Origin of the sequence: Bradyrhizobium sp. AZCC 1693 (assembly GCF_036924745.1) — a bacterium.
Lineage (GTDB): Bacteria > Pseudomonadota > Alphaproteobacteria > Rhizobiales > Xanthobacteraceae > Bradyrhizobium.
Genome location: NZ_JAZHSD010000001.1, coordinates 6,260,171 through 6,282,504, shown reverse-complemented (window position 1 = coordinate 6,282,504; position 22,334 = coordinate 6,260,171). Strand labels below are relative to the sequence as shown.

Below are 22,334 nucleotides of genomic sequence, written 5' to 3'. Positions count from 1 at the left end.
AATTTTTCCTGTTGCGTTTGTTCCGCGCTTTTTTTCGGCGCCCGTGGCGTGACCCGAAGAGTAACCCCTCAGCCGATGCGTGCGGCAGTTCGAATGGAAGCTGGGGTCGATGCTTATCTATGACCAGCCGATAGACCGGGCAAAGCCTGAGGTCGGCCACGCGGCGGCAGCCGCGCCGGCGGGCTTCCGCGTGCTCGATCTCGCTCAGCTGCTTTGGCAACGCAAGGTCGCGATCGCCTCGGCGGCGCTGATCTTCGCCTGCGTCGCGGTAGCAGTCGGCAAGAGCCTGACGCCGAAATACACTGCGTCTGCCCAGCTCTACGTCGATCCCCGCGAACTGCAACTGGTCGATCGCGAACTGACGCCCCGCGCCCAGGATATTTCCGGCCTAGCGATGGTGGTGGAGAGCCAGGCGCGCGTCATCACCTCGAACAACGTGCTGCTGCAGGTAATCCGCGACACCCATCTGGAAAAGGATCCGGAGTTCGGCGGCGGCGTTTCGAAGGGCATCCCGGGATCGCTGCTCGGCCTGTTCGGGGTTGAGCTGCGGCCGACCGCCGAGCAGCAGAAGCAGATCCAGATGGGTGCGCTGGAAGCGCTCAATCGCCACATCAACGTCAAGAAGACCGACCGCACCTTCATCGTCGATATCGACGTCTGGTCGTACGAGCCGGCCAAGGCGGCGATGCTCGCCAACGCGATCTCGAAAGCCTATCTCGCCGAATCCAAGCAGTCGCAGGCCGCCGCCGCGCGGCGCGCGACCAGCGATCTCTCCGGCCGGTTGAAGGAATTGCAGGAACGGCTTCGCAACGCCGAGAACACGCTCGCGGTCTACAAGGCCCAGAATAATTTCGTCGGCACCCAGGATACGCTGATCAGCGACCAGCAGCTCTCCGCCAGCAACCAGCGGCTCGCCGCCGCCCGCGCGCTGACGCTCGACGCGCAGGCCAAACTCGACCAGATCGAAGCCAGCCGCAAGGCATCCTCCGACGCCGGCGCTATCTCCGAGGCGCTGCAGTCGCAGACCATCGCCAATCTGCGCGCGCAATATGCCGAAGCGCGGAAGCGCCAGGCGGAATTGCAGAGCGAACTGGGGCCGCGTCATCCGGCGCTGCGCCAGATGGAGCAGCAGGTGCAGGACCTGCGCCGCGCCATCAACGAGGAGGTCGAGCGCTTCGCGCAATCCGCGAAGAACGATCTGGTCCGCGCCCGCGACTATGAAGCCTCGCTTGGCAAGGCGCTGGAAGCCCAGAAGCGCCAGAGCGTCCAGATGAGCCAGGCCTCGGTGCGCCTGCGCGAACTCGAACGCGAGGTGGAGGCAAGCCGCGACGTCTATCAGTCGTTCCTGAAGCGATCGCGCGAAACCGAGGAGCAGGAAAGCCTGAACACCTCGAACGCACGCATCATCGGCGAGGCCACCGTGCCGCAGCGGCGCACCTTCCCGCCGGCCATGAGCCTGCTCGCGATGATCGGTTTTGTCTTTGGCGGGCTCGCTGCCTCCGGCTGGTTCATTGCGCTCAGCCGGTTGATGCCGGGCACGAACCCGGTTCAGCCACGCGATAGAGCGTCGGCAGAAGCTTCCAAGGAACCGGCCGCCGAAACTCGGCCGCAACCCGCGGTCAGCCTGATCGAAAAGCCGCTGATCGCGCGGCTGCAGGAAGCCGACGTGATGCGCACGCTCGGTGGCATCCTTGCAACTGATAGCACCGCCGACGTCACGCGTCTGGGCTGGCCGACGCTGCGTGCGGGCTTTCCGCTGATGACTGTCCTCAATGCCCTGCGCGAGATGCGCGCGGCGCTGGCCAGACGCGCCGGCGAGAAAACCCCGCCCGTGATGGCCGTGATCGGCGCCGGGGCAGATCAGGACCGCAGCATCGCCGCGCTGAACGTCGCGCTTGCCGCGGCGCGTGACGGCGCCAAGGTGCTGCTGATCGATGCCGATCTCAGGCAACGCGCACTGTCGAACAAGGTGAGCCACCTGGCCGGGAACGAGCCCAGCCGTTTCGGCTGGCTCGGCATCGGCGCCAAGGCCGCCAGCCCGATCCAGACCGCTAACGGAATTACGATCCTGCCGGCTGTCAACACCACGGATGCGAAAGCCGGCGACGCCATCCGAAAGGCGATTGCGCAGGCCCGCTCCGCCGGCGGCTATGACCTCGTGGTTCTCGATGGGCCGGCCATGCCGTGGAGCCCGACCGATCGCAAGCTGCTCGACATGGCCGAGGGGCTCGTTGCGATCCTCCCGGTGCACCTCGACATCAACGACAGCATGGAAGACATCATCGCAGCGCTCGGCGGGGCCGAGCGCAAGCTGGTCGGTGTCGTCCTCAGCGAAGTCAACCCGACGGCCGCGAGCCCGCAGCGGGACAAGCAATATGCTTGAGCGTCGCGTAAATCCCGTCGGCAGAGCGGCTACCGCCAGCGTGCCTCGCATCACGTTGGGCGGGCTGCGGCTTGCCGTGCTGGATCTCGAGCAGACCGCGAACTTCATGATCGACATGGTGTTCCCGCAACGCCGCCTCAATCGCCCGCTCTATCTGACCTCGGCCAATGGCGAGGTGCTGGCGCGCTGCTCGACCGAACCGATGACCGACCGGCTGTTTCGGGCCGCCGACCTGATCAATGCCGACGGCCAGCCGCTGGTGACCATGTCGCGGTTCAGATCAAAGACGCCGCTGCCCGAGCGCGTCGCGACCACCGACCTGTTTCACGCCGTTGCCCGCAAGGCGCAGGCGGCCGGCCTGACTTTCTATATGCTGGGCGCGGACGAGGCCGAGAACGCCGCCGCGGTCGGCAGCGTTCGCAAGCAATATCCTGATCTGAAGATCGTCGGCCGCTGCCACGGCTTTCTGCGGGGCGAGGCACTGCGGGCCAAGGTCGTCGAGATCAACGCATTGGCGCCGGACTATCTCTGGGTCGCGCTCGGCGTTCCCTATGAACAGGCTTTCGTCGAGGAATTCACCCCCGCCCTCTCCAATGTCGGCGTCATCAAGACGGCGGGCGGGCTGTTCAATTTCCTGTCGGGCAGCCGCGCCCGCGCACCGCTGTGGATGCAGCGTGCGGGCCTCGAATGGGCCTGGCGCATCTGGCTGGAGCCGCGCCGCCTGTTCTGGCGCTATCTGACCACCAACCCGCGCGCGCTCTATCTTTTGCTGAACAAGGGCCGATCGACTGACATCGGCGGGACACACAACCGATGAGCAGCCGCCCAGCCATTCTCGTCACCGGCGGTGCCGGCTATATCGGCTCGCACTGCTGCAGGGCATTGGATGCGGCGGGCTACCAGCCCGTCACCTACGACAATCTCTCGACCGGCCACCGCAGCTTCGCCGCGGGCGCGCTGGTGGTCGGCGACATCGCCGACACGGCCACGCTGGCGCGGACCTTTGCCGAGCACGACATCGTGGCCGTCATGCACTTCGCCGCCTCCAGCCTGGTCGGCGAATCCGTTGCCGATCCACAGAAATACTACGTCAACAACCTCGCCGGCACGCTGTCGCTGCTTGAGACCATGCGCGAGGCCGGCTGCAATCGCCTGGTGTTTTCGTCAACCGGCGCGGTCTATGGCAATGCAGACAGCAAGGCGCTGCGCGAAGACTATCCCTGCGCGCCGATCAACCCCTATGGCGCCTCGAAATGGATGATCGAGCGCGTGCTGGCGGATTACCGCGCGGCCTATGGCTTCGGATCGTTCGCGCTGCGTTACTTCAACGCCGCTGGCGCCGACCCCACTGGGGGCATCGGCGAGCTGCGCGAGGTGGAGACACACCTGATCCCCCGCGCCATGATGGCGTTGCAGGGGCACGTGCCTGATTTTGCCGTGTTCGGCGACGATTACGACACGCCCGACGGAACGGCGATCCGCGACTACATCCACGTCACTGATCTGGCGGCGGCCCACGTGCTGGCGCTCAAGCTGCTGCTCGAGGGACATTCGGGCGGCGCGCTCAATCTCGGCACCGGCAACGGCTTGTCGGTGCGCGAAATCCTCGCGGCGATCGCGGCCGAGACCGGCCGCGAAGTCCCGCATGTCGTCAAGCCGCGGCGCGCGGGCGATCCGACTTATCTGGTCGCCGATCCCTCCGCCGCACGCGCGACATTGAACTTCCGTCCCGCGCATTCGGATCTGGCCACGATCATCCGCACCGCCTGGGCGTGGCACAAGAAGGCGCACCCGCTGAAGGCAGGCGCTCCGGTTCGCGAGTAAGGCGGCTCGATCCCGCAAGCGATCGCTCTGCGGCCTACAGCGGCTTGATCTGCACCTTGCGGAACTTGATCACGCCAGAGCCGTATTGGAGCGCGAACGGGCCGCTGGCGTGTTTTGAGTCCTGGACATCAACGGTTTTCTGGCCGTTCAGCATGACGACAAGATGCGGACCCTGGGCCGTGATTTCGTAGGTGTTCCATTTGCCGCCCGCCTTCGGCATCGGGTCGACCTTCGCCACATCGACGATGGCGCCGGTGCCGTAGGTCGGATCGGGCCGCTTGTCGAAAATGTTGACCTCGTAGCAGATCTTGGCGTCGATCTTCGCCGACTGGTCGCAGCGAATGAAGATGCCGCTGTTGGCGTCATCATCGGCCCAGAACTCGGCCTTGATCTGGAAATCCCTGTAAGACTCCTTGCTGACGAGATAGGAGGGATCCTTGCCCTCGGTGATCTTGTCCGCAACCAGCGCGCCGTCCTTCATCGCCCAATTGGCTTTGCCGACCTCGGTCCAGTCACCCATCTTGGTGCTGTCGAGCAGCGTTATCCAGCCATCGCCCTGGCCGGACGCGACGCTGGAAAATTGAACAGCGGCGGCGCCGATCAACAGACCGGCCGCAAGTATCGACAAGCGCTTCATGAACGTAGCCCTCCCATGGCTGCTTTTAGTTGGGCGGAAACCTATCACCGCGGCGCGCGGCGTAAATCCGTTTTTCATGCTGCATCTGCGTTGTGCGACATTTCGCTTTCCGCTGCCGCCGGTCACGCATGCGCCCACGCGTCTTGCTCCGCGGGAACGAGACCGGCTAGCATCGCAGCAACAGAGATGAGCGCATCTCAGCTCACGAGACGGAGGAAACCATGAAGGCGATAATCCAGTCCTGGCGATACCTCATGACGCCGCTGGCTTTCGCCGGCATGCTGAGCATCGCTTGCTCGGCAGAACTCAATCCGGCCGCCGTCATCTACAAATTGCCGGACCAGATTCCCTGGGGCCCGGTCAACGCTGCCGGCGCGCAAAGCGCTGTTGTCGTAGGGGATCCGACAAAACCCGGCTTCTACATGGTCTACAACAAGTGGACCAAGGGCAATCATTTCAGCCGCCCGCACTTCCACCCCAATGATCGCTACATCGTCGTGCTGCAGGGCACGTGGTGGGTCGGCTCAGGGCCGAAATTCGATCCGGCCAACACGACGCCGATGCCGACCGGAAGTTTCGTCACGCATTTCGCCAAGCAGGTGCATTGGGACGGCGCCAAGGACGAAGACGCCGTTCTCCTGATCATGGGCGAAGGCCCGGCGACATCAACGGCGGCCGAAGAGAAGTAACCCGCCAACGAGGACATGGCGCTGGTGGCGGGCGGCAATGCCGCGCGGCTGTTGGGCTTGCCGGCAGACGCGTGCCGCTTTGGCAACCATTTCCGCAGCGGTGCGTTTCATATTCCCAACCATTTTACGGATATGAAACATGGCTGTTAGCGCACAGATCAAGGAACACATGGACGTCATCTCGTCGGACAAGAAGACGGTCGGAAAGGTCGACCATATGGAAGGAACCGACAAGATCAAGTTGACCAAGCAAAGCTCGCCCGACGGGCAGCACCACCACTTCATTCCGGTGTCGTGGGTCGACCACGTCGATCAGCACGTCCACCTCAACAAATCCGGTGCGGATGTGACCTCGCACTGGCAGCATGGCCGCCAGTAACCGGCTAACGAGCATTGCGCCGCGCATGGATGCGGATATCATCTGAGATCAGGAGATAGAATGCATCCGGCGGCGCGATTGCAATTTGAACGCATGATTGGCGAATATGCTCGCTGGCGTGGTGTTCCCGAAAAGGAACGATCGCCCGCTGCGGCCTGGTGGTGGGGGCCGGCGATGGAGTTGCGGAACGCACAGCAGACCCTGCCGGCGGAATGGTGCGCCGAGCTCGGTCTTCCCAATCATGCGACGTATGCCGCCGCGGCAGAAATCTTCCTCGGGGCTTTTGCGGGGCAGACGTCGCTGCCCTGGCCATACGACTTTCCCCGCAAGACTGAAATTCCGGACGCTCAGGCCGTGCGTGAGCTGCATCCGCAGCCGTCAGACGATAGCGCCTTCCAACCCTGACCCGGCTTCCGGCTGCAACGGCGGCGACGCGAGCCGCGGTGCGGCCCGAAGCAGATCGGCCATTTGCCTGGCGGGCAGCGGCTCGGAGAACAGAAAACCCTGCATCTCGTCGCAGGCGTGGTTGCGCAGGAAGGTCTCCTGCTCCACGGTCTCGACGCCCTCCGCAATGACGGTCATGCCAAGCGCCTTGCCCATGCTGATGATCGCCTGCGCAATGGCTTGGTCTTCGGAATCGACCGGCAGGTCGCGAACGAACGAGCGATCGATCTTGATCGTATCGATCGGAAACTGCTTCATCAGCGACATCGACGAATAACCGGTGCCGAAATCGTCGATCGCAAGGCGGATGCCGCGGGCCTGGATCGCGTCGAGCACCTTGATGGCGCGCGAGACGTTCCGCATCACCATGCTTTCGGTGACTTCGAGCTGCAGCAGCACCGGCGACATGCCGCTGGCCAGCAGCGCCTCATCGACATCGTGCAGCAGATGCGGATCGGCGAATTGCCGCGGCGACAGGTTGACCGCCATCGTCACCGGCCGCAGGCCGCGGCGCTGCCAGGCCATGTTCTGCGCGCAGGATTCCTCGAGCACCCAGCGGCCGATCGGAACGATCAGTCCGGTTTCCTCGGCCAGCGGAATGAACTGCCCCGGCGACACGGTGCCGAGTTCGGGATGATTCCAGCGCAGCAGCGCCTCGACGCCGGTGATCTGGCCGCTCGCCATATCGACCTTGGGCTGATAGTGCAGCGAGAACTGGTCGCGCTCCAGCGCGCGGCGCAAGGCGCTCTCCAGCGTCAGGCGCTCGATCGACTGCGTCTTGATCTCCTTGGTGAAGAAGCGAAAGCCGTTCTTGCCGTCCTCCTTGGCGAGATACATCGCCATATCGGCATTCTTGGTCAGCGTCTGCATGTCGGTGCCGTCGGAAGGGTGCATCGCGATCCCGATCGAGGCGGTGGTGTGGCATTCGTGACCGCTGAGCTGCACGGGCTGGCTGAGCACGGACAGAAGCTCGCCCGCAATGCGCTCGACCTCGTGGCGCTCGGTAGCTTCCTCCAGAATGACCACGAATTCGTCGCCGCCGAGCCGCGCCACGACGTCGCTCGAACGCAGCGCGCGACGCAGCCGGCCACCGATCTCCACCAGCAGCATATCGCCGGCATCGTGTCCCAGCGAGTCGTTGATCACCTTGAACCTGTCGAGGTCGATGAACAGTAGCGCGAACTGCCCCTGATAGCGCGCGGCACCGTCGATCGCGCGACGCAGCATGCCGTTGAACATTTCCCGGTTCGGCAGGTTGGTCAGGCTGTCGTGCGACGCCAGATACTCGATCCGCTCATCGGCTTTGGTCTTTTCGTCGGCGCGGTCGAAATTCTCCAGTGCGAACGAAACGTTGTCGACGAGCCGCTGCAACAGTTCCGCAAACTCGGGCGTGAACGTATCCTTCTCGCGCGACATGAAAGACATTACGCCGATGATCTGCCCATGCACCCACAGGGGGAACGAAGCGCCGGAATTCGTGCCGTCGTTGCGCGCTTTACCGTGAAACGCCGCGGCGCGCGGATCACCGAGGTAATCGTTGATGATGCAGGCCTGCTGCGAACGTATCGCCGAACCACAGAGCCCGCGGCCCTCCGGGTGCGCCTCGCTGGTCGATATCACTGCCTCGCGGGCGCTGGAGGCAGTCGGACCGTCGGCAGCCACGACGTCGAGGAAATCGCTGTCGGGCTTAATCATCGCGATCGAGGTCAAAGTAAACTTGCCGCCCTTCGCCGCCGCTTCGCACACCAGCGCGAACAGTTCCGCCCGCGACGACGCACGGATGATCGCCTCGTTGGTTGCGCTCAGCGCCGCCAGCATGCGCGTCAGGCGCTCCTTCTGGATTTCGGTCTTCGCCTTGTCGTCGGCGCGGTCGAAATTCTCCAGCGCGAACGACACATTGTCGGCCAATCGTTGCAGCAGTTCCGAAAATTCTGAAGTGAAGGTGTCCTTGTCCAGGGACATGTAAATCATGACGCCGACCGGCTCGCCGCGAACCAGCAGGGGAAAGGCGGCCCCTGACTGAGCGCCGTAGGAACCAACGATGGCCTGGAAAGCCGCGACGCGCTGGTCGGTCACATAATCATTGGTGATGCAAGGTTGCCTGGTTCGGAACGCCGTTCCGCTGAGCCCCCGGCCCTCGGGACGGTTTTCATCCACCGACAACCTGACGTGCCGTGTTGTCTCGGCGGCCGGGCCGGCGGCGGCGACAATCCTGAGCAGGTCGCTGCCGGAATCGGCCAATGCGATGGTGGCCGAGGTGAACCGGCCGCCGTTCGCCGCGGCTTCGCACACCATATCGAAGAGTTCGTTGCGGGATTTAGCCCGCATGATGGCTTCGTTGGTCGCACTGAGCGCGGCGAACATCCGCGTCAGGCGCTCTTTCTGACTTTCAGTCCGCACCTTCTCGTCGGCCCGGTCGAAGGTCGCGATCGCAAACGATACGTTGTCGGTGAGCCGCTGCAGCAGTTCGGCGAATTCGGACGTGAACGTATTCCTCTCGGAGGAAATGAAAAACATCACGCCGACAGCCTGGCCGTCGACCAGCAGCGGGAACGCCGCGCCCGACATCGCGCCATCGCTGTGGATGAATTGCTGAAACGCCGACCCGCGCGGGTCAGAACGCAAATCATTGGCGATGCAGGCCTGGCGGGAGCGAAAAGCGTTGCCGCACAGCCCGCGTCCTTCCGGACGATCGGCGTCGGTCGAAACTCTCACCCGGCGCATGTTGGCGGCCGTCGGCCCCGCCACGGCCACAATATCGGTAAAGTCGCTGTCCGGCCGGGCTAGCAGAATGCTGGTCGAGTTAAAGCGTCCACCCTTCGCGGCAGCTTCGCACACCAGTTCGAACAGCTCCGTCCGCGACGTTGCACGAACGATCGCTTCGTTGGTCGCACTGAGCGCCGCCAGCATGCGCCCCAGACGTTCCTTCTGGGCGTCGGCTCGCGCCTTTTCGCCGGCGCGCTCGAAATTATCCAGCGCGAACGAGACGTTCTCCGCGATCCGCGCCATCAGGGCGACGATCTCTTCGTCCTCCGCCCACAATTTTCCGACAAAGAACAGCAACACGCCGACGCTCTCGTCGGCCTTGATCAGCGGAACGGCGACGCAGGCGGTGACGCCGGTCTCGCGGGCGGCCCGATGCCAGGGCTGCCCCAGCGTCGAGTTGAGGATGTCGTTGTTGACGGCCGGCAGCTGCGTTCGGAATGCCCTGCCGCAGACGCCCGTTCCATACGGGTTGCCGGCGTCGATCGAGAACGGCGCCCGCATGATCTGTTCGACGATCGCGCCTGTGCCTGCGACCGGCTTCAACCAGATCGAGTCCGGCTCCGCCAGCAGAACCACGGTAGCCGCGGACTTTCCGCTGTGGACCGCGGCATCGCAAACGCGCCGATAGAGTTCCTGTTCGGTCTTGGCGCGAAGAATGGCTTCGTTGGTCGCGCTGATGGCGCCGAACATCCGGTTCAACCGCCGCATGACCCGCTCGCCGTTCTTGCGCGCGGCCTCATGGTCGAAATTGTCGAGTGCAAACGAAATGTTTGCCGACACGCGTTCCAGCATCGAGACAAGCTGCCCGTCGATCGAGTGCGCCTCGCGCCGCGAAACGAGCAATACGCCGACGCTCTCGCCGTTGCAGGTCAGCGGCAGCGCCGCCGACGCGCCCACCTGATTGGCCTTGGCGCCCTCGCGCCAGGCCAGCGAGCGCTGGTCGTTCAGAAAATCATTGCTGACGCATATTCGCCGGTCGCGGAGGGCCTGCCCGGCGACCCCGGAACCCTCGGGCGTACCGGCCACGGTCGAAATATCGATGCTACGCAGGCGCGGGACGTCATCGCCACAGCCGGCAGCGAAGCGCAGAAGGTTGGTTTCCGGCTCCAGCAGGAAGACCGCCACAGCCAGGAAGTCGCCGACCGAGAACGCGGCCTCGCAGACCTTCGCGTACAGTTCTTCGGGTGATTTGGCGTACAGAATCGCTTCGTTGGTCGCATTCAACGCCGCAAGCGTGCGCGCGATATCGGTCTTCACCGTCCCCAAGCTCCCTGCCGGCAGCGCCGGGCTGCCCCCGCGGATTTTTATGCGTGCAGGAGGCCTAAATGCTCGTTATTGGCGGCCCGGACTTGCGATTCAGAGTAAATGTCGGACCAACAGCAGCGACGTCGCTCAGGAGAACTACGGGCTCATTCACGATTTGTCAGCCATACCGCCGGCGCGCGCCGGCCGGGATACGGGCCTCTGCCGAAGGCAATCTTCGACTTTTGCAGGATGAAATTCGAAAGCCATCGAGGACCGTGCCTGCAGCATGGCTAACAGGATATTTCCAGGCTTGCCCTGCCGCTGCCGCTTTGAGAGCATGCTGCCTAGCGGCAACAAGCAAGACCCGCCGTTCACGCGGGCGTTCGAAGGTAGAGGAAATTCCCATGCCGAAGGTCCAGGCCGACCGTCTCACGCATATCGGCGCGGCGCTGCTCCGGGCTGCCGGGGCGTCGGAGGAGGAAGCGAGCGCCGTTGCGGTCGGCTGCGTCAACGCCAATCTCGCCGGCCACGACTCGCACGGCGTGATCGCGATCCCGACCTATATCGACCGCATCAAGGCTGGCCACATCGTGCCCGGCGCGAAATGGAGCATCGTCCAGCAATCGCCGACCACGACCGTGATCGACGGCCATTGGGGTTTCGGCTTCCACGTCAACGCCAAGGCGATGGCGCTGACGATCGAAAAGGCGAAGACCGCCAATGTGGCGGCCTGCACGGTGTTCCGGCAGAGCCATGTCGGGCGGCTCGCCGCCTACCCCCTGATGGCGATGCGGGCGGGCATGATCGGCATTGCGACCGCCGATTCCGGCCGCTCGCCAAAACATGTCGCGCCGTTCGGCGGCCGCGAGGCCCGGCTCGGCACCAACCCGATCTCGATTGCAGTGCCGTCCGATCTCGAAGCGCCGTTCTATCTGGACATGGCGACGTCGGCGGTAGCAGCCGGCAAGATCGCGCTGTCGGTCGCGCGTGGCGAACAGATTCCGCAAGGGTGGATCATCGACGCCGAAGGACGACACACCACCGATCCGACCCAGTATCGCAAGGGCGGCGCGCTGCTGCCGCTCGGCGGCAGCGAGGGCTACAAGGGCAGCGGCCTCGCCGCGATGGTCGAGGTGCTGTGCGGCCTGCTCACGGGCTTGGGCTTTGGCGTGGAGCCGACCGGCCGCCACAATGACGGATGCTTCATGGCGGTGTTCAACGTCGCCGCATTCCGCCCGCTGAAGGATTTTGAAAAAGAAGTCGGCGAGTTCGCCCGCTATCTGAAATCGACGCCGCCGTCCGAAGGCTCGCCCGGCGTGTTCTATCCCGGCGAGATCGAACATATCCGCGAGCAGCAGCGCAGGCGTGACGGCATCGAGGTCGAAGATGCCACGTGGGACAAGCTGAAAGCGCTCGCTACTGACTATAAGCTCGCCGCCGAAATCGGTCTGAAATGAAATCCAATCCCACGCGCACAAGGAGAACCGCATGACACGGCAAATGGCGCTGGTGGGATTCCTGCAGGCGCAGAACTGCACCAACCTGCCGAGTTCGTGGCGGCACCCGGAATCGCGCGACGATTCGATGTCGGCCGACTACTACCAGGAGATCGCCCGGATTCTCGAAGCCGGCAAATTCCACATGGCGTTCTTCGACGACCGCCTGGCGATGCCGGATCGCTACGGCAACGACCACGCCCACACCGTCGAATACGGCATCCGCTGTGTAAAGATGGACCCGATCGTGGTGCTGACCACGATGGGCATGGTCACCGAGAAGCTCGGGCTGGGGTCGACCTGCTCGACCACCTATTACGAGCCGTTCGATGTCGCGCGCCGCTTCGCCACCCTCGATTTGATGTCGGGCGGACGGGCAGGCTGGAACGTCGTCACCTCGCTCAATGACGGCGAGGCCCACAACATGGGCAAGGACGCCCATCTCGAACATGACTACCGCTACGACCGCGCCGACGAATTCATGGAGGTCGTGCTCGGTCATTGGGACACCTGGGAAGATGGCGCGCTGATCATGGACAAGAAGAGCGGCCGCTTCGCCGATCCGGCCAAGGTGAAGCGGCTCGACCACAGGGGCGCGTTCTTCAAGTCGCGCGGTCCGTTCACCGTGCCGCGCTCGGCGCAGGGCCATCCCGTCATCATCCAGGCCGGCGCGTCCGGCCGCGGCCAGCGCTTCGCCGGCCGATGGGGCGAGGTGATCTTCACCGCCGCGCGCAACGTGGCCGCCGCCAAGGAAGGCTATGCCGCGGTCCGCAACGAGGCGGCGAAAGCCGGCCGCGATCCCGAGCAGATGTACCTCTGCAACCTCACCACACCCGTCTGCGGCGCGACCAGGACCGAGGCCGAGGACAAGATGGCTGTGATCAACAAGCTGCCGCTGCAGATCGATGCGCTGTCGCTGCTCGCGGAAGCGCTGAACTATGATTTCGCGTCAAAACCGCTCGACGAGCCGCTGACAACAGACGAGCTCAAGAGCATGCAGGGCATCCTTGGCATTCGCGACGGCGTGCTCAGGAATTCAGGCAAGACCAATCCCAGCGCGCGCGACTTCGTCACCTTCTCCGGCCGCGGCCAGGTGCAGGACGCGATCGTCGGCGGCCCGAAGGAGATCGCGGACAAGTTGGAGGAGATGTTCGTCGAGCGCGGCTGCGACGGCTTTGTCATCGCAGCCACCATCGTGCCCGGCTCCTACGCCGATTTCGTCAGGCATGTCGTGCCGGAATTGCAGCGCCGCGGCCTGTTTCACAAGGATTACGCCGGCAAGACGCTGCGCGAGAATCTCGGCTTGGCGCGGCCTGCCGCCGGCGCCTGGAAAACCAGCCCGCAGGCCGCGGCCGAATAAAGCAAAGGACATTTCATGCGTTGGCTCAAATTCACCGCCGCAGGCAAGACATCCTGGGGAATTGTCGAGGGTGAGCACGTGATAGCCGTCAATGGCGATCCGTTCGGCGAATGGCAGCGTGGAACGCAATCCCATGCGCTCAAGGACGTGAAGATCGAGCTGCCGCTGATCCCGCGCACCTTCTATTGCGTCGGGTTGAACTATCTCAAGCATCTCAAGGAAGCCGCCGACAAGGCCGGCACGGTGCCCAACGTGCCAGATCGGCCGGAGATCGGTTATCGCGCGCAGAACGCGCTGATCGCGCATGACGAGGATGTGGTGATTCCGGCGAGCGCGACCGAGAAGATCCACTACGAGGGCGAACTCGTGGTCGTGATCGGCAAGAAGGCAAAACACCTCGCCGAAGCCAACGCGATGGATTGCGTGTTCGGCTACACCATCGGCAACGATGTCAGCGAGCGCACCTGGCAAAAGGCCGACCGCAGCCTGTGGCGCTCCAAGAACGCCGACACCTTCAAGCCGATGGGCCCGTGGATCGAAACCGACGTCGACCTCGACAAGATGGAAACCGTGATCCGGGTCAATGGCAAGGAGACCGGCCGCTTCCGCACCAACGACATGATCTTCGGCGTCGTGCCGTTCCTCGTCGAGCTTTCCAAATATTTCACGCTGTCGCCAGGCGACGTGATCTGGATGGGCACCGACGGTGCCTCGCCCAACCTGAAGGCCGGCGACGTCGTCGAGATCGATATCACCGGGATCGGGACGTTGCGGAACAGGTTTGTGAACGAGAAGATCTGACGTCCTCAGAAATGAGGACAGGCGCCGGAACCGGCATTGGGTAAGGTTCGTCCGAACGGGTGTCTATCCAACGGAGGATCATCATGGCTCCCAGCAGAATCCTGCTCGGCTCGGCCCTTACGAGCCTTGTCCTCGCCGCGGCGTCTCCTGCCGCAGCCCAACCAGCGATCGATCTGGATCAACTGACCGCAACGCAAGCTGCCGCCGATTTATGCGCGGGCAAGATCACCAGCAAGGCGCTGACCTCGGCGGCGCTGGCGCGCGCCAAGGCAAGGGGCGAACTCAATGCCTTCATCACGCTGGACGAGGCCGGCGCGATGAAGGCCGCCGAGGCCTTCGACGCCGGCCGCAAGAAGGGTTCGTGCAAGCCGCTCGGCGGCGTGCCCGTCGTCATCAAGGACAATATCGAGGTGGCCGGGCTTCCCGCCAGCGCCGGAACGCCGGCGCTGAAGGGTTTTGTGCCGAAGAAGGATGCGCCGGTGGCGGCAAAACTGCGCACGGCGGGCGCCATCATCATCGGCAAGACCAACATGCATGAGCTCGCCTTCGGCATTTCCGGCTTTAATGCTGCCTTCAAGACCGGATCGGAGTCCGGGGTACGCAACGCCTATGATGCGACAAAGATTGCCGGCGGCTCGTCGTCCGGAACAGCGGCTGCGGTCGGCGCGCGCATCGTCACCGCCGGCCTCGGCACCGACACCGGCGGCTCTGTGAGAGTCCCCTGCGCCCTGAACGGTTGCGCCTCGCTCCGTCCGACTGTCGGCCGCTATCCGCAAGCCGGGATCGCGCCGATTTCTCACACCCGCGACACCGCAGGCCCGATGGCTTCCACGATGGCCGATGTGGCCACCCTCGATCGCGTCATCGCCGGGGGCGGCGCAATTACGCCCGCCGAGCTGAAACAGGTGCGGGTCGGCGTCGACAAATCCATGCTGGCCAATCTCGACGGCGATACCGAAGCTGCATTCAAGGCCGCGCTGGAGAAGCTCAAGGCAAGCGGCGTGACGGTAGTCGACATCGACATGCCGAAACTTGCCGAGCTCAACGGCCAGGTCGGGTTTCCGCTGGCGCTCTATGAGGCCTATGACGACATGGTCGCCTATCTCAAGAAAACCGGCACCGGCGTCAGCATCGAGAACCTCGCCAAGGAGATCGCAAGCCCCGACGTGAAGGGAACCTATGACGGGCTGGTGATTCCACGCAAGCTGCCGGGACCGAACGATACGGTCACTGAGGCCAAGCCGGCCTATGACGCCGCCATGAAGACTGCCCGGCCGGCGCTGCAGGCGCTCTATCGCGATACCTTCGCCAAGAACAAGCTCGATGCCATCGCTTTCCCGACCGTGCCGAAGGTCGCGATTGCGTCAAATCCTGATTCGTCGAGTCTCGCCAACTTCCTGTTGTTCATCCAGAACACCGATCCCGGCAGCAATGCCGGCGTCCCCGGCATCCAGCTTCCGATCGCGCTTGGCGCGTCGAGCAAGCTTCCGGTCGGCCTCGAACTCGACGGACCCGCGGGAAGCGATCGCAAGTTGCTCGCGGTCGGCATGGCGATGGAGAAGCTGTTCGGCCGGCTGCCGCCGCCGTCGCGCTAGGCTGTGCTCGCGACGCTAATGCCTGGCAAACAGGCTCGCGACGCCGCTGCGGCGGCGGACGCCGAGCTTGGTGAAAATCCGCTCGATATGGGTTCGGACCGTCGAAACCTCGACCTGCAGCCGATGAGCGATCTCCTTGTCGCTGAGATCATCCGATATCATCCGCGCGATCTCGAACTCACGCACCGAGAGTTTCAGGATCGGTGAGCCAACGGCCGCGATCGCCGCCGTCCCACCGGCCGCGCGGACCAGAGCCCCGGTGAAAGCCGGCTCGATCAGCCGCAACAATTCAAGTGTGTGACCATCGAAATTCTCGCGACGCCGGCCACGCCAGATCCTGACGTCGCCGATATTGCGGCCGTCGACGAAACTATAGGCATTGACGCCCCAATGCAGGCCGTCGCGGGCGAGAAAATCGTTGAAGAACTCGGTCCGCATCAGGTCGCGTTGCGGCATCACTTGGGTGACCAGCGTCGCGTCGCGGCGGGCCTGGAGCTTTGAGGTGATCGGGTCGCGTTGCTGATAGTAGCGATCGTAGGCCGCGATGTTGGCCGGATCCATGTTCAGGTAGACGGCCTTTTCAAAACGGCCGGTCGTATCCTGCCAGACGAAGGAGGCGTAATGATCGGCTTCCAGCAATTCCAGCAGATGATGGCCGACCGCCTCGCGAACGTCGCGTTCGCTGAGGTCTTCGGACAACAGCCCGAAGATGCGCGCCAGCACCCGGCTCTCGGAAGCGCTCACATACATGCGGGCCATCCTAGCGGGGAACCGCGATCGGGGAAACAGGTTCGGCCCCTACTCGACCTTGATGCCGGCGTCCTCGATGACCTTGCGCCAGCGCTCCACCTCGCTGCGGTAGTAGCGGCCGAACTCTTGCGGAGGCGCTGCGATCAGGACGAGGCCCTCATTGACGCTGAGCTTTTTGAAGGCGTCGGCCTGCACGGCCTTCGCCGCCGACCGGTTGAGGCGGTCGATGATATCGGGCGGCGTTTTCGCCGGCGCAAACAGGCCGTACCAGGTTTCGGCTTCAAACCCTGGAAGGCCGGTTTCGGCGACCGTCGGCAATTGCGCAAAGGCGGGCGAGCGTTCCGCCGTGGTCACGGCAAGCGCACGCAACTGACCGCCCTCGATCAGGGACGCCGCACTTGCGATCGTCGTGAACATCACCTGGATCTGCCCGCCGATCAGGTCGGTGATGGCGGGCGCGGAGCCCTTGTAGGGTACCATCGTCATGTTGACCTTGGCCATGCGCTTGAACATTTCGCCGGCGAGATGCGCCGACGTGCCGGTGCCGAACGTGCCGTAGGAAATCTTGTCGGGCTCGGCCTTCGCCGCCGCGATCAGATCGGCGACGGAGCGAAACGACGATTTCGGATTGACGACGACGATATTGGGAGAACGCGCGACCAGCGCGATGGGCGCAAAATCCTTGTGCGGATCGAATGGCAGCTTGGCGTTCAGGCTCGGATTGACAGCATGGGCAAACGTTCCCATCAGCAGCGTGTAGCCATCCGGCTCGGCCGCAGCGACCGCCTGCGCCCCGATAATGGTGCCCGCCCCCGGCTTGTTCTCGATGATGATGCTGGCGCCGAGATGCTTTGCCATCTCCTGCGCGAGCACGCGGGCAATGGCGTCCGTTCCGCCGCCCGGCGCAAAGGGGACGATAATCTTGATGACGCGGTCCGGATAGGCGGCGGTTGCGAGAGAACCCGACATCGCGACGCACGCTGCGAGAACGAGCAGAGCGAACAGATTTTTCGCATCTTGACGAAATTGCATGGCCGGATTCCGCGGAGTTCAGATCGATCTAGATCATTCTCGACACAATCGGAGCTTTCCGCAACAGCGCCGTGGCCGCCCAGCTCAGCACCAGCGTACCGATGAAAACGACGGCAAATTTGACTAAAGCCGGCCAGGCGTATTCGTAGACGGCGTATTGCAGCCAGATGATGAAGATGTAGTGCGTGAGAAAGATGCCATAGGCAGATGGCCGCATCGCGTCGAGCAGCTTCATCCGTGATGAGGCGAAAGCCAGGGAAGCGCCCAGCACCGTGAACGTCATCGCGGCGCTGAACAGCGCAAAGGCAAGGCCATAGCCGGCCTGCCAGGATAGCGGCGGCGAATCGAAATCCGCGATCCAGTTGTGATGGGCATAGACCAGCAGCAGGATCGCGCCGTAGAACAACGACGCAAAGGCAAGCCAAAGCGGCCAGCGCCTGGCCAGCTCACCTTCCTCGCTGAGAATTCCGGCGCGAAGGCTGACCACGCCGATGCCGACACCGGTCAGGAAATAGCCGGCATAGAGCAAGATCCGGCTGGTCTGGATCGGCAGCGGAAAGCCGTCGGGCTCCAGCCAGCTCATATCGCCCGACATCAGCCGCATCGGCACATAGATGACGACCGAACCCGCGAGGAACGCCGCAAACGCCGTCCACGGCCGGTCGCGCAGCGAAAAGATCAGCAGACCGGACAGCTTCAGCATGCGCGGCGCCAGTGCCAGCAACACTGCGGCGAGGATGTCGAACGCCAGCAGCACCCACAAAAACCATGCCGGTCCCGACGGCCAGGGACCAACCGTCAGCGTGCGCCACCAGAAATGCAGGAAGTTGAAATCGGTGGTGCCGGGCAGATGGTAGCGCAGGAAGGTTGGATAATACGCAATCGGCATCAACACGAAGATCGAGACCAGAAAGGGAATGCCGAGCCGCCACGCGCGATCGCGCAGGAAATCCGCCGCGCCGCTGCGGGTCAGGCTGTCGTGCACGAACAGGCCCGAGATCAGGAACATGCAGGCCATGAAGAAGCTGTCGTTGAACAGCACGACGAAGTCGAACCCCAGCCAGCGCATTTTGTCGCCGCTGCCGAAATGGGTGTAGTTGACCGCGGAGTGATGGATCAGCACCAATAGCGTGATGAAGGTGCGGGCGCGGTCGAGCGCGACGATGCGCCCTTCAGTGGCTTTGGCCCGATTGCTTCGTCCTATCTTGTGCAGCATTCACTTCTTCTAATCGGGCCGTCCAATCGGACTGTCGACGCCAACTTGCGCGATAACATCCACCGCCTCTCCAAATTGCATCGGATCACATTATTGTATCTGGCAACACCGATCCAGATGGTGAAAATCGTTCGGCTCAGGATACACTGACATTCGCCTCAAATTGAAAACGTCCAGAGAGGAGAATCGCATGAAGCCCCGGATGAACTACTACCAGGCTGCCCCCGACACCATCAAAGCGCTCGTCGCGCTGGAGGAACAGATCCAGGCCTCTGGTCTCGAAAAATCGCTGATCGAACTGGTCAAAACGCGCGCTTCGCAGATCAACGGCTGCGCTTTCTGCATCAACATGCACACCCAGGACGCCCGCAAGCAGGGCGAAACCGAACAGCGGCTCTATTTGCTGAACGCCTGGCACGAGTCGCCGCTCTATACCGACCGCGAACGCGCGGCTCTGGCGTGGACGGAAGCGCTGACGCTGATTGCCGAAACGCATGCCCCTGACGATCTCTACGAAGACGTGCGTGCCCACTTCTCGGAAGCGGAGACCGTCAATCTCACCATGCTGATTGGGGCCATCAATGCCTGGAACCGGCTGGCGATCGCTTTTCGCGCGGTACACCCGGTGAAAGCCAAGGCAGCCGTGGCTTAAAGCGGGGAGGCCGATATGACAATCACAATGCGTCGTGTCGCCGCGATGGCCGTGGTTGCGCTGGCGATTGCCGGTGCACACGCCGCCCACGCCGAAGGCGACAAGGTAACGCCTGTTCGTTCGGAGAAACTTCCCAACGTACCCGGCAAGAGCCTGACCGCGGTCGTCGTCAACTACGCGCCCGGCGGCAAGTCGGCCAGCCATCATCACGCCGGCAGCGTGTTTGCCTATGTGCTGTCGGGCGGCATCCGTTCGGAGAACTCCGCGACTGGCCCTGCGCGTGTCTACAAGGCCGGCGAAAACTTCTTCGAGCCGCCCGGCAGCGAGCATCTCGTCAGCGAGAATGCGAGCGCGACGGAACCGGCAAGCCTGCTTGCGATTTTCGTCGCCGATGATGGCGCGCAACTGACGACGTTCGGGAAGAAATGAGGGGTGGTGTGGTGGAGAGCTGCGCGCGCACCACACACTCCGCTGTCATGCCCCGCGCAGGCGGGGCATCCAGTACGCCGCGGCCTCTCGGCTCAACACTGACTTCTCTGGAACACTAGGTCGCCCGGTCGAGCCGGGCGACGACATCTTGGGGTTACACCGCCGTCGCCTTGGCGAACTCGACATAGATCTCGCGCAGGCGATTGGTCATCGGGCCGGGCTTGCCGTCGGCGACCTTCTTGCCGTCGATCGACACCACGGCCTGCACGAACACGCTGGCGCTGGTGACGAAGGCTTCCTTGGCGGCCAGCGCTTCCTCGACCGAAAACGCCCGCTCCTCGACGCGAAGCTGGCGCTCTTCGGCAAGGGCGACCACGGCCTTGCGGGTGCAGCCGGGCAGGATCTCGCTGCCGTTCTGCCGCGTCACGATCACGTCGTCCTGGGTCAGGATGAAGCACGATGACGAGCCGCCTTCGGTCACCTTGCCGTCCTCGATCATCCAGGCCTCGCCGGCGCCGGCGGCCGCTGCGGCCTGCTTGGCCAGCACCTGGGCCAGCAGCGCGACGCTCTTGATGTCGCGGCGGGTCCAGCGCAGGTCGGGCACCGTGATCACGTTGATGCCGGTTTTGGCCGAGGGTGCGTTGATGATGTCCTTGGTCGATGTGAACATGATCAGCGTCGGCTTGACGCCTTTCGGAAATGCAAAATCGCGTCCGGTGTCGGCGCCGCGGGTTACTTCCAGATAGACCATGCCGCTGACGAGATTGTTGCGCGCGATCAGCTCATGCTGGATTTCCTGGATGCGCGCTGTCGTCTCCGGCAGCGCCAGCTCGATCTCGCCGACCGAGCGCTCCAGCCGGGCCAGATGCGAGGCATTGTCGATCAGCTTGCCGTCGAGCACGGCGGCGACCTCATAGATGCCATCGGCAAACAGGAATCCGCGGTCGAGGATCGAGACCTTCGCCTCCGAAAGTGGCACGAACGAACCGTTGACGTAAGCGAGCTGTTCCAAAGTAGAGTCTCCTGGAGGTAGTGCGAAAGCGGTTGTGGTGGACTTATACGGCGAATCGTTAACGCTTGATCGAGGAATTCCGGAAGCCACCTCGGGGCGCCTCAAAGAGGCGAACCCGGAATCTCGAGATTCCCCGATGCGCAATTGCGCATCTGAGGTCTGGTCCTTCGGACCATCCCGGAATGACAGCACCATCTAATGCGACAGAATCTTCGACAAGAACTTCTGCGCGCGTTCGCTGCGCGGACTGCCGAAGAAGTCCGTCTTCAGCGCGTCCTCGACGATCTCGCCCTTGTCCATGAAGATCACGCGATTTGCGACCTTGCTGGCAAAGCCCATTTCGTGGGTGACGACCATCATGGTCATGCCCTCGTGGGCGAGATCGACCATGACGTCGAGCACTTCGCTGATCATTTCGGGATCGAGCGCCGAGGTCGGCTCGTCGAACAGCATCGCGATCGGGTCCATCGCAAGCGCGCGTGCGATCGCGACGCGCTGCTGCTGGCCGCCGGACAGTTCGGCCGGGTATTTGTTCGCATGCACCGTCAACCCAACGCGCTCGAGCAGTTTCTCGGCCTTGACCATCGCCTCCTGGTGCGAGCGGCCCAGCACTTTCTCCTGCGCCAGGCACAGATTCTCGATGATGCGCAAATGCGGAAACAGCTCGAAGTGCTGGAACACCATGCCGACGCGGGCGCGCAGCTTCGGCAAATCCGTCTTGGGGTCGTTGACCTTGATGCCGTCGAGGATGATCTGGCCTTCCTGGAACGGCTCCAGCGCGTTGACGCATTTGATCAGCGTCGACTTGCCCGAACCTGACGGCCCGCACACCACCACGACTTCGCCCTTGGCGACGCTGGTGGTGCAGTCCTTCAGCACCTGGAAGCTCGGCCCATACCATTTATTAACGTGGCTGATTTCGATCATGCTCTCACCGTACAATGGCAATGCGCGCCTGCAGGCGTCGGACGCCGTAGGACGCGAAACAGGAAATCGCGAAATAGACCGCCGCCGCGAACAGGTACATTTCGACCAGGCGCCCATCGCGCTGCGCCACCTTGCTGGCGGCGCCGAGAAAATCCGGGATCGACAGCACGTAGACCAGCGAAGTGTCCTGGAACAGCACGATGGTCTGCGTCAGCAGCACCGGCAGCATGTTCCGGAACGCCTGCGGCAGCACGATGTAGCGCATGGACTGCGCGTAGGTCAGGCCAAGCGCGCTTGCCGCCGCCGGCTGTCCCCTTGAGATCGACTGGATGCCGGCGCGCATGATTTCGGAGAAATACGCCGCCTCGAACATGACGAAGGTGACGAGGGAGGAGGTGAACGCGCCGACGCGGATCGGCCGCGACGCGCCGGTCAACCATTGCCCGATATAGGGCACCAGGAAATAGAACCAGAAGATCACCAGCACCAGCGGCAGCGAGCGCATGAAGTCGACATAGAGCCCGGCGATACGTCCCATCACTCTGTAGCCCGACAACCGCATCAGCGCGATCAGCGTGCCGAAAACCAGGCCGCCCAGCGCCGACAGCCCGGTCAGCATCAGCGTAAAACTCATGCCGTCGAGGAACAGATAGGGTAGCGAGCGGCGGATAACGTCGAAATCGAGATTGCCGAACAT

At 63.4% G+C, this 22,334-nt stretch carries 20 protein-coding genes; 12 read left to right on the top strand and 8 right to left on the bottom strand.

What is annotated here, in order from left to right; genetic code table 11:
- The first annotated feature begins 109 nt into the window (after positions 1 to 109).
- The 3 genes from V1293_RS29780 to galE are packed head-to-tail and all read left to right on the top strand — an operon-like array spanning position 110 to position 4,207.
- Entirely contained in the window at positions 110 to 2,383 is a 2,274-nt protein-coding gene (locus V1293_RS29780; RefSeq protein ID WP_334514534.1) for a GumC family protein, read from the top strand.
- Positions 2,376 to 3,200: a WecB/TagA/CpsF family glycosyltransferase gene (locus tag V1293_RS29775; RefSeq protein ID WP_334514532.1), complete on the top strand. Its 825-nt coding sequence runs from the start codon at positions 2,376 to 2,378 to the stop codon at positions 3,198 to 3,200. The genes V1293_RS29780 and V1293_RS29775 overlap by 8 nt, the downstream gene beginning before the upstream one ends.
- Positions 3,197 to 4,207 (top strand): UDP-glucose 4-epimerase GalE, encoded by a 1,011-nt coding sequence (gene galE, locus V1293_RS29770; RefSeq protein WP_334514530.1) that lies wholly within the window; start codon positions 3,197 to 3,199, stop codon positions 4,205 to 4,207. The genes V1293_RS29775 and galE overlap by 4 nt, the downstream gene beginning before the upstream one ends.
- A 34-nt stretch (positions 4,208 to 4,241) precedes the next feature.
- Here the strand turns inward: galE and V1293_RS29765 are convergent, their stop codons facing one another.
- Entirely contained in the window at positions 4,242 to 4,844 is a 603-nt protein-coding gene (locus V1293_RS29765; protein WP_334514528.1) for a 3-keto-disaccharide hydrolase, read from the bottom strand.
- A gap of 221 nt (positions 4,845 to 5,065) precedes the next feature.
- On the opposite strand from V1293_RS29765, the gene V1293_RS29760 reads away from it, so the two are divergent.
- From V1293_RS29760 to V1293_RS29750, 3 genes are all read left to right on the top strand, one after another.
- On the top strand, positions 5,066 to 5,533 hold the full coding sequence (locus V1293_RS29760; protein WP_334514526.1) for a cupin domain-containing protein: 468 nt from the start codon (positions 5,066 to 5,068) through the stop codon (positions 5,531 to 5,533).
- Between the two features lie 139 nt (positions 5,534 to 5,672).
- Positions 5,673 to 5,912, top strand: coding sequence for a DUF2171 domain-containing protein (locus V1293_RS29755; protein ID WP_334514524.1), 240 nt, complete (start codon positions 5,673 to 5,675; stop codon positions 5,910 to 5,912).
- A 60-nt stretch (positions 5,913 to 5,972) separates the two neighbouring features.
- Positions 5,973 to 6,317: a hypothetical protein gene (locus tag V1293_RS29750; protein WP_334514522.1), complete on the top strand. Its 345-nt coding sequence runs from the start codon at positions 5,973 to 5,975 to the stop codon at positions 6,315 to 6,317.
- Here the strand turns inward: V1293_RS29750 and V1293_RS29745 are convergent.
- The gene (locus tag V1293_RS29745; RefSeq protein WP_334514521.1) at positions 6,291 to 10,379 is read right to left on the bottom strand and encodes a sensor domain-containing phosphodiesterase; all 4,089 of its coding nucleotides are present in this window, start codon (positions 10,377 to 10,379) and stop codon (positions 6,291 to 6,293) included. The two genes, V1293_RS29750 and V1293_RS29745, sit on opposite strands and share 27 nt — an antisense overlap.
- 392 nt (positions 10,380 to 10,771) lie before the next feature.
- Here V1293_RS29745 and V1293_RS29740 point away from each other — a divergent pair, with 392 nt between their 5' ends.
- The 4 genes from V1293_RS29740 (at position 10,772) to iaaH (ending at position 15,619) form a co-directional block, all read left to right on the top strand.
- On the top strand, positions 10,772 to 11,824 hold the full coding sequence (locus V1293_RS29740) for an Ldh family oxidoreductase (RefSeq protein WP_334514519.1): 1,053 nt from the start codon (positions 10,772 to 10,774) through the stop codon (positions 11,822 to 11,824).
- A 31-nt stretch (positions 11,825 to 11,855) separates the two neighbouring features.
- A complete protein-coding gene (locus tag V1293_RS29735) occupies positions 11,856 to 13,223 on the top strand; it encodes an LLM class flavin-dependent oxidoreductase (protein ID WP_334514518.1) in 1,368 nt (455 codons plus the stop codon).
- Positions 13,224 to 13,238: 15 nt separating this feature from the next.
- Positions 13,239 to 14,024: a fumarylacetoacetate hydrolase family protein gene (locus tag V1293_RS29730; protein WP_334514516.1), complete on the top strand. Its 786-nt coding sequence runs from the start codon at positions 13,239 to 13,241 to the stop codon at positions 14,022 to 14,024.
- 167 nt (positions 14,025 to 14,191) lie between these two features.
- Positions 14,192 to 15,619, top strand: coding sequence for an indoleacetamide hydrolase (gene iaaH / locus V1293_RS29725; protein ID WP_334516971.1), 1,428 nt, complete (start codon positions 14,192 to 14,194; stop codon positions 15,617 to 15,619).
- A 15-nt stretch (positions 15,620 to 15,634) separates the two neighbouring features.
- Here the strand turns inward: iaaH and V1293_RS29720 are convergent, their stop codons facing one another.
- From V1293_RS29720 to V1293_RS29710, 3 genes are read right to left on the bottom strand one after another with little or no spacing between them, the layout of a single operon-like run.
- Positions 15,635 to 16,369 carry a helix-turn-helix transcriptional regulator gene (locus V1293_RS29720; protein WP_334514514.1) on the bottom strand — a complete coding sequence of 245 codons (735 nt, stop codon included), beginning with the start codon at positions 16,367 to 16,369 and terminating at the stop codon, positions 15,635 to 15,637.
- A gap of 48 nt (positions 16,370 to 16,417) precedes the next feature.
- Complete coding sequence (locus tag V1293_RS29715; protein WP_334514513.1) at positions 16,418 to 17,401, bottom strand: Bug family tripartite tricarboxylate transporter substrate binding protein; 984 nt, start codon at positions 17,399 to 17,401, stop codon at positions 16,418 to 16,420.
- A 28-nt stretch (positions 17,402 to 17,429) separates the two neighbouring features.
- Positions 17,430 to 18,617, bottom strand: coding sequence for an acyltransferase (locus tag V1293_RS29710; protein ID WP_334514511.1), 1,188 nt, complete (start codon positions 18,615 to 18,617; stop codon positions 17,430 to 17,432).
- A gap of 190 nt (positions 18,618 to 18,807) precedes the next feature.
- On the opposite strand from V1293_RS29710, the gene V1293_RS29705 reads away from it, so the two are divergent.
- Complete coding sequence (locus V1293_RS29705; protein WP_334514509.1) at positions 18,808 to 19,269, top strand: carboxymuconolactone decarboxylase family protein; 462 nt, start codon at positions 18,808 to 18,810, stop codon at positions 19,267 to 19,269.
- Between the two features lie 21 nt (positions 19,270 to 19,290).
- The gene (locus V1293_RS29700; protein WP_442894382.1) at positions 19,291 to 19,698 is read left to right on the top strand and encodes a cupin domain-containing protein; all 408 of its coding nucleotides are present in this window, start codon (positions 19,291 to 19,293) and stop codon (positions 19,696 to 19,698) included.
- 154 nt (positions 19,699 to 19,852) lie between these two features.
- On the opposite strand, the gene V1293_RS29695 is transcribed toward V1293_RS29700, so the two are convergent.
- The 3 genes from V1293_RS29695 to V1293_RS29685 all read right to left on the bottom strand — a co-directional run bounded on the left by V1293_RS29695 (position 19,853) and on the right by V1293_RS29685 (position 22,334).
- Positions 19,853 to 20,710, bottom strand: a complete 858-nt coding sequence (locus tag V1293_RS29695; RefSeq protein ID WP_334514507.1) for a D-amino-acid transaminase — start codon at positions 20,708 to 20,710, stop codon at positions 19,853 to 19,855.
- Positions 20,711 to 20,905: 195 nt separating this feature from the next.
- Positions 20,906 to 21,637 (bottom strand): amino acid ABC transporter ATP-binding protein, encoded by a 732-nt coding sequence (locus tag V1293_RS29690; RefSeq protein WP_334514505.1) that lies wholly within the window; start codon positions 21,635 to 21,637, stop codon positions 20,906 to 20,908.
- Between the two features lie 4 nt (positions 21,638 to 21,641).
- Positions 21,642 to 22,334, bottom strand: coding sequence for an amino acid ABC transporter permease (locus V1293_RS29685; RefSeq protein WP_334514503.1), 693 nt, complete (start codon positions 22,332 to 22,334; stop codon positions 21,642 to 21,644).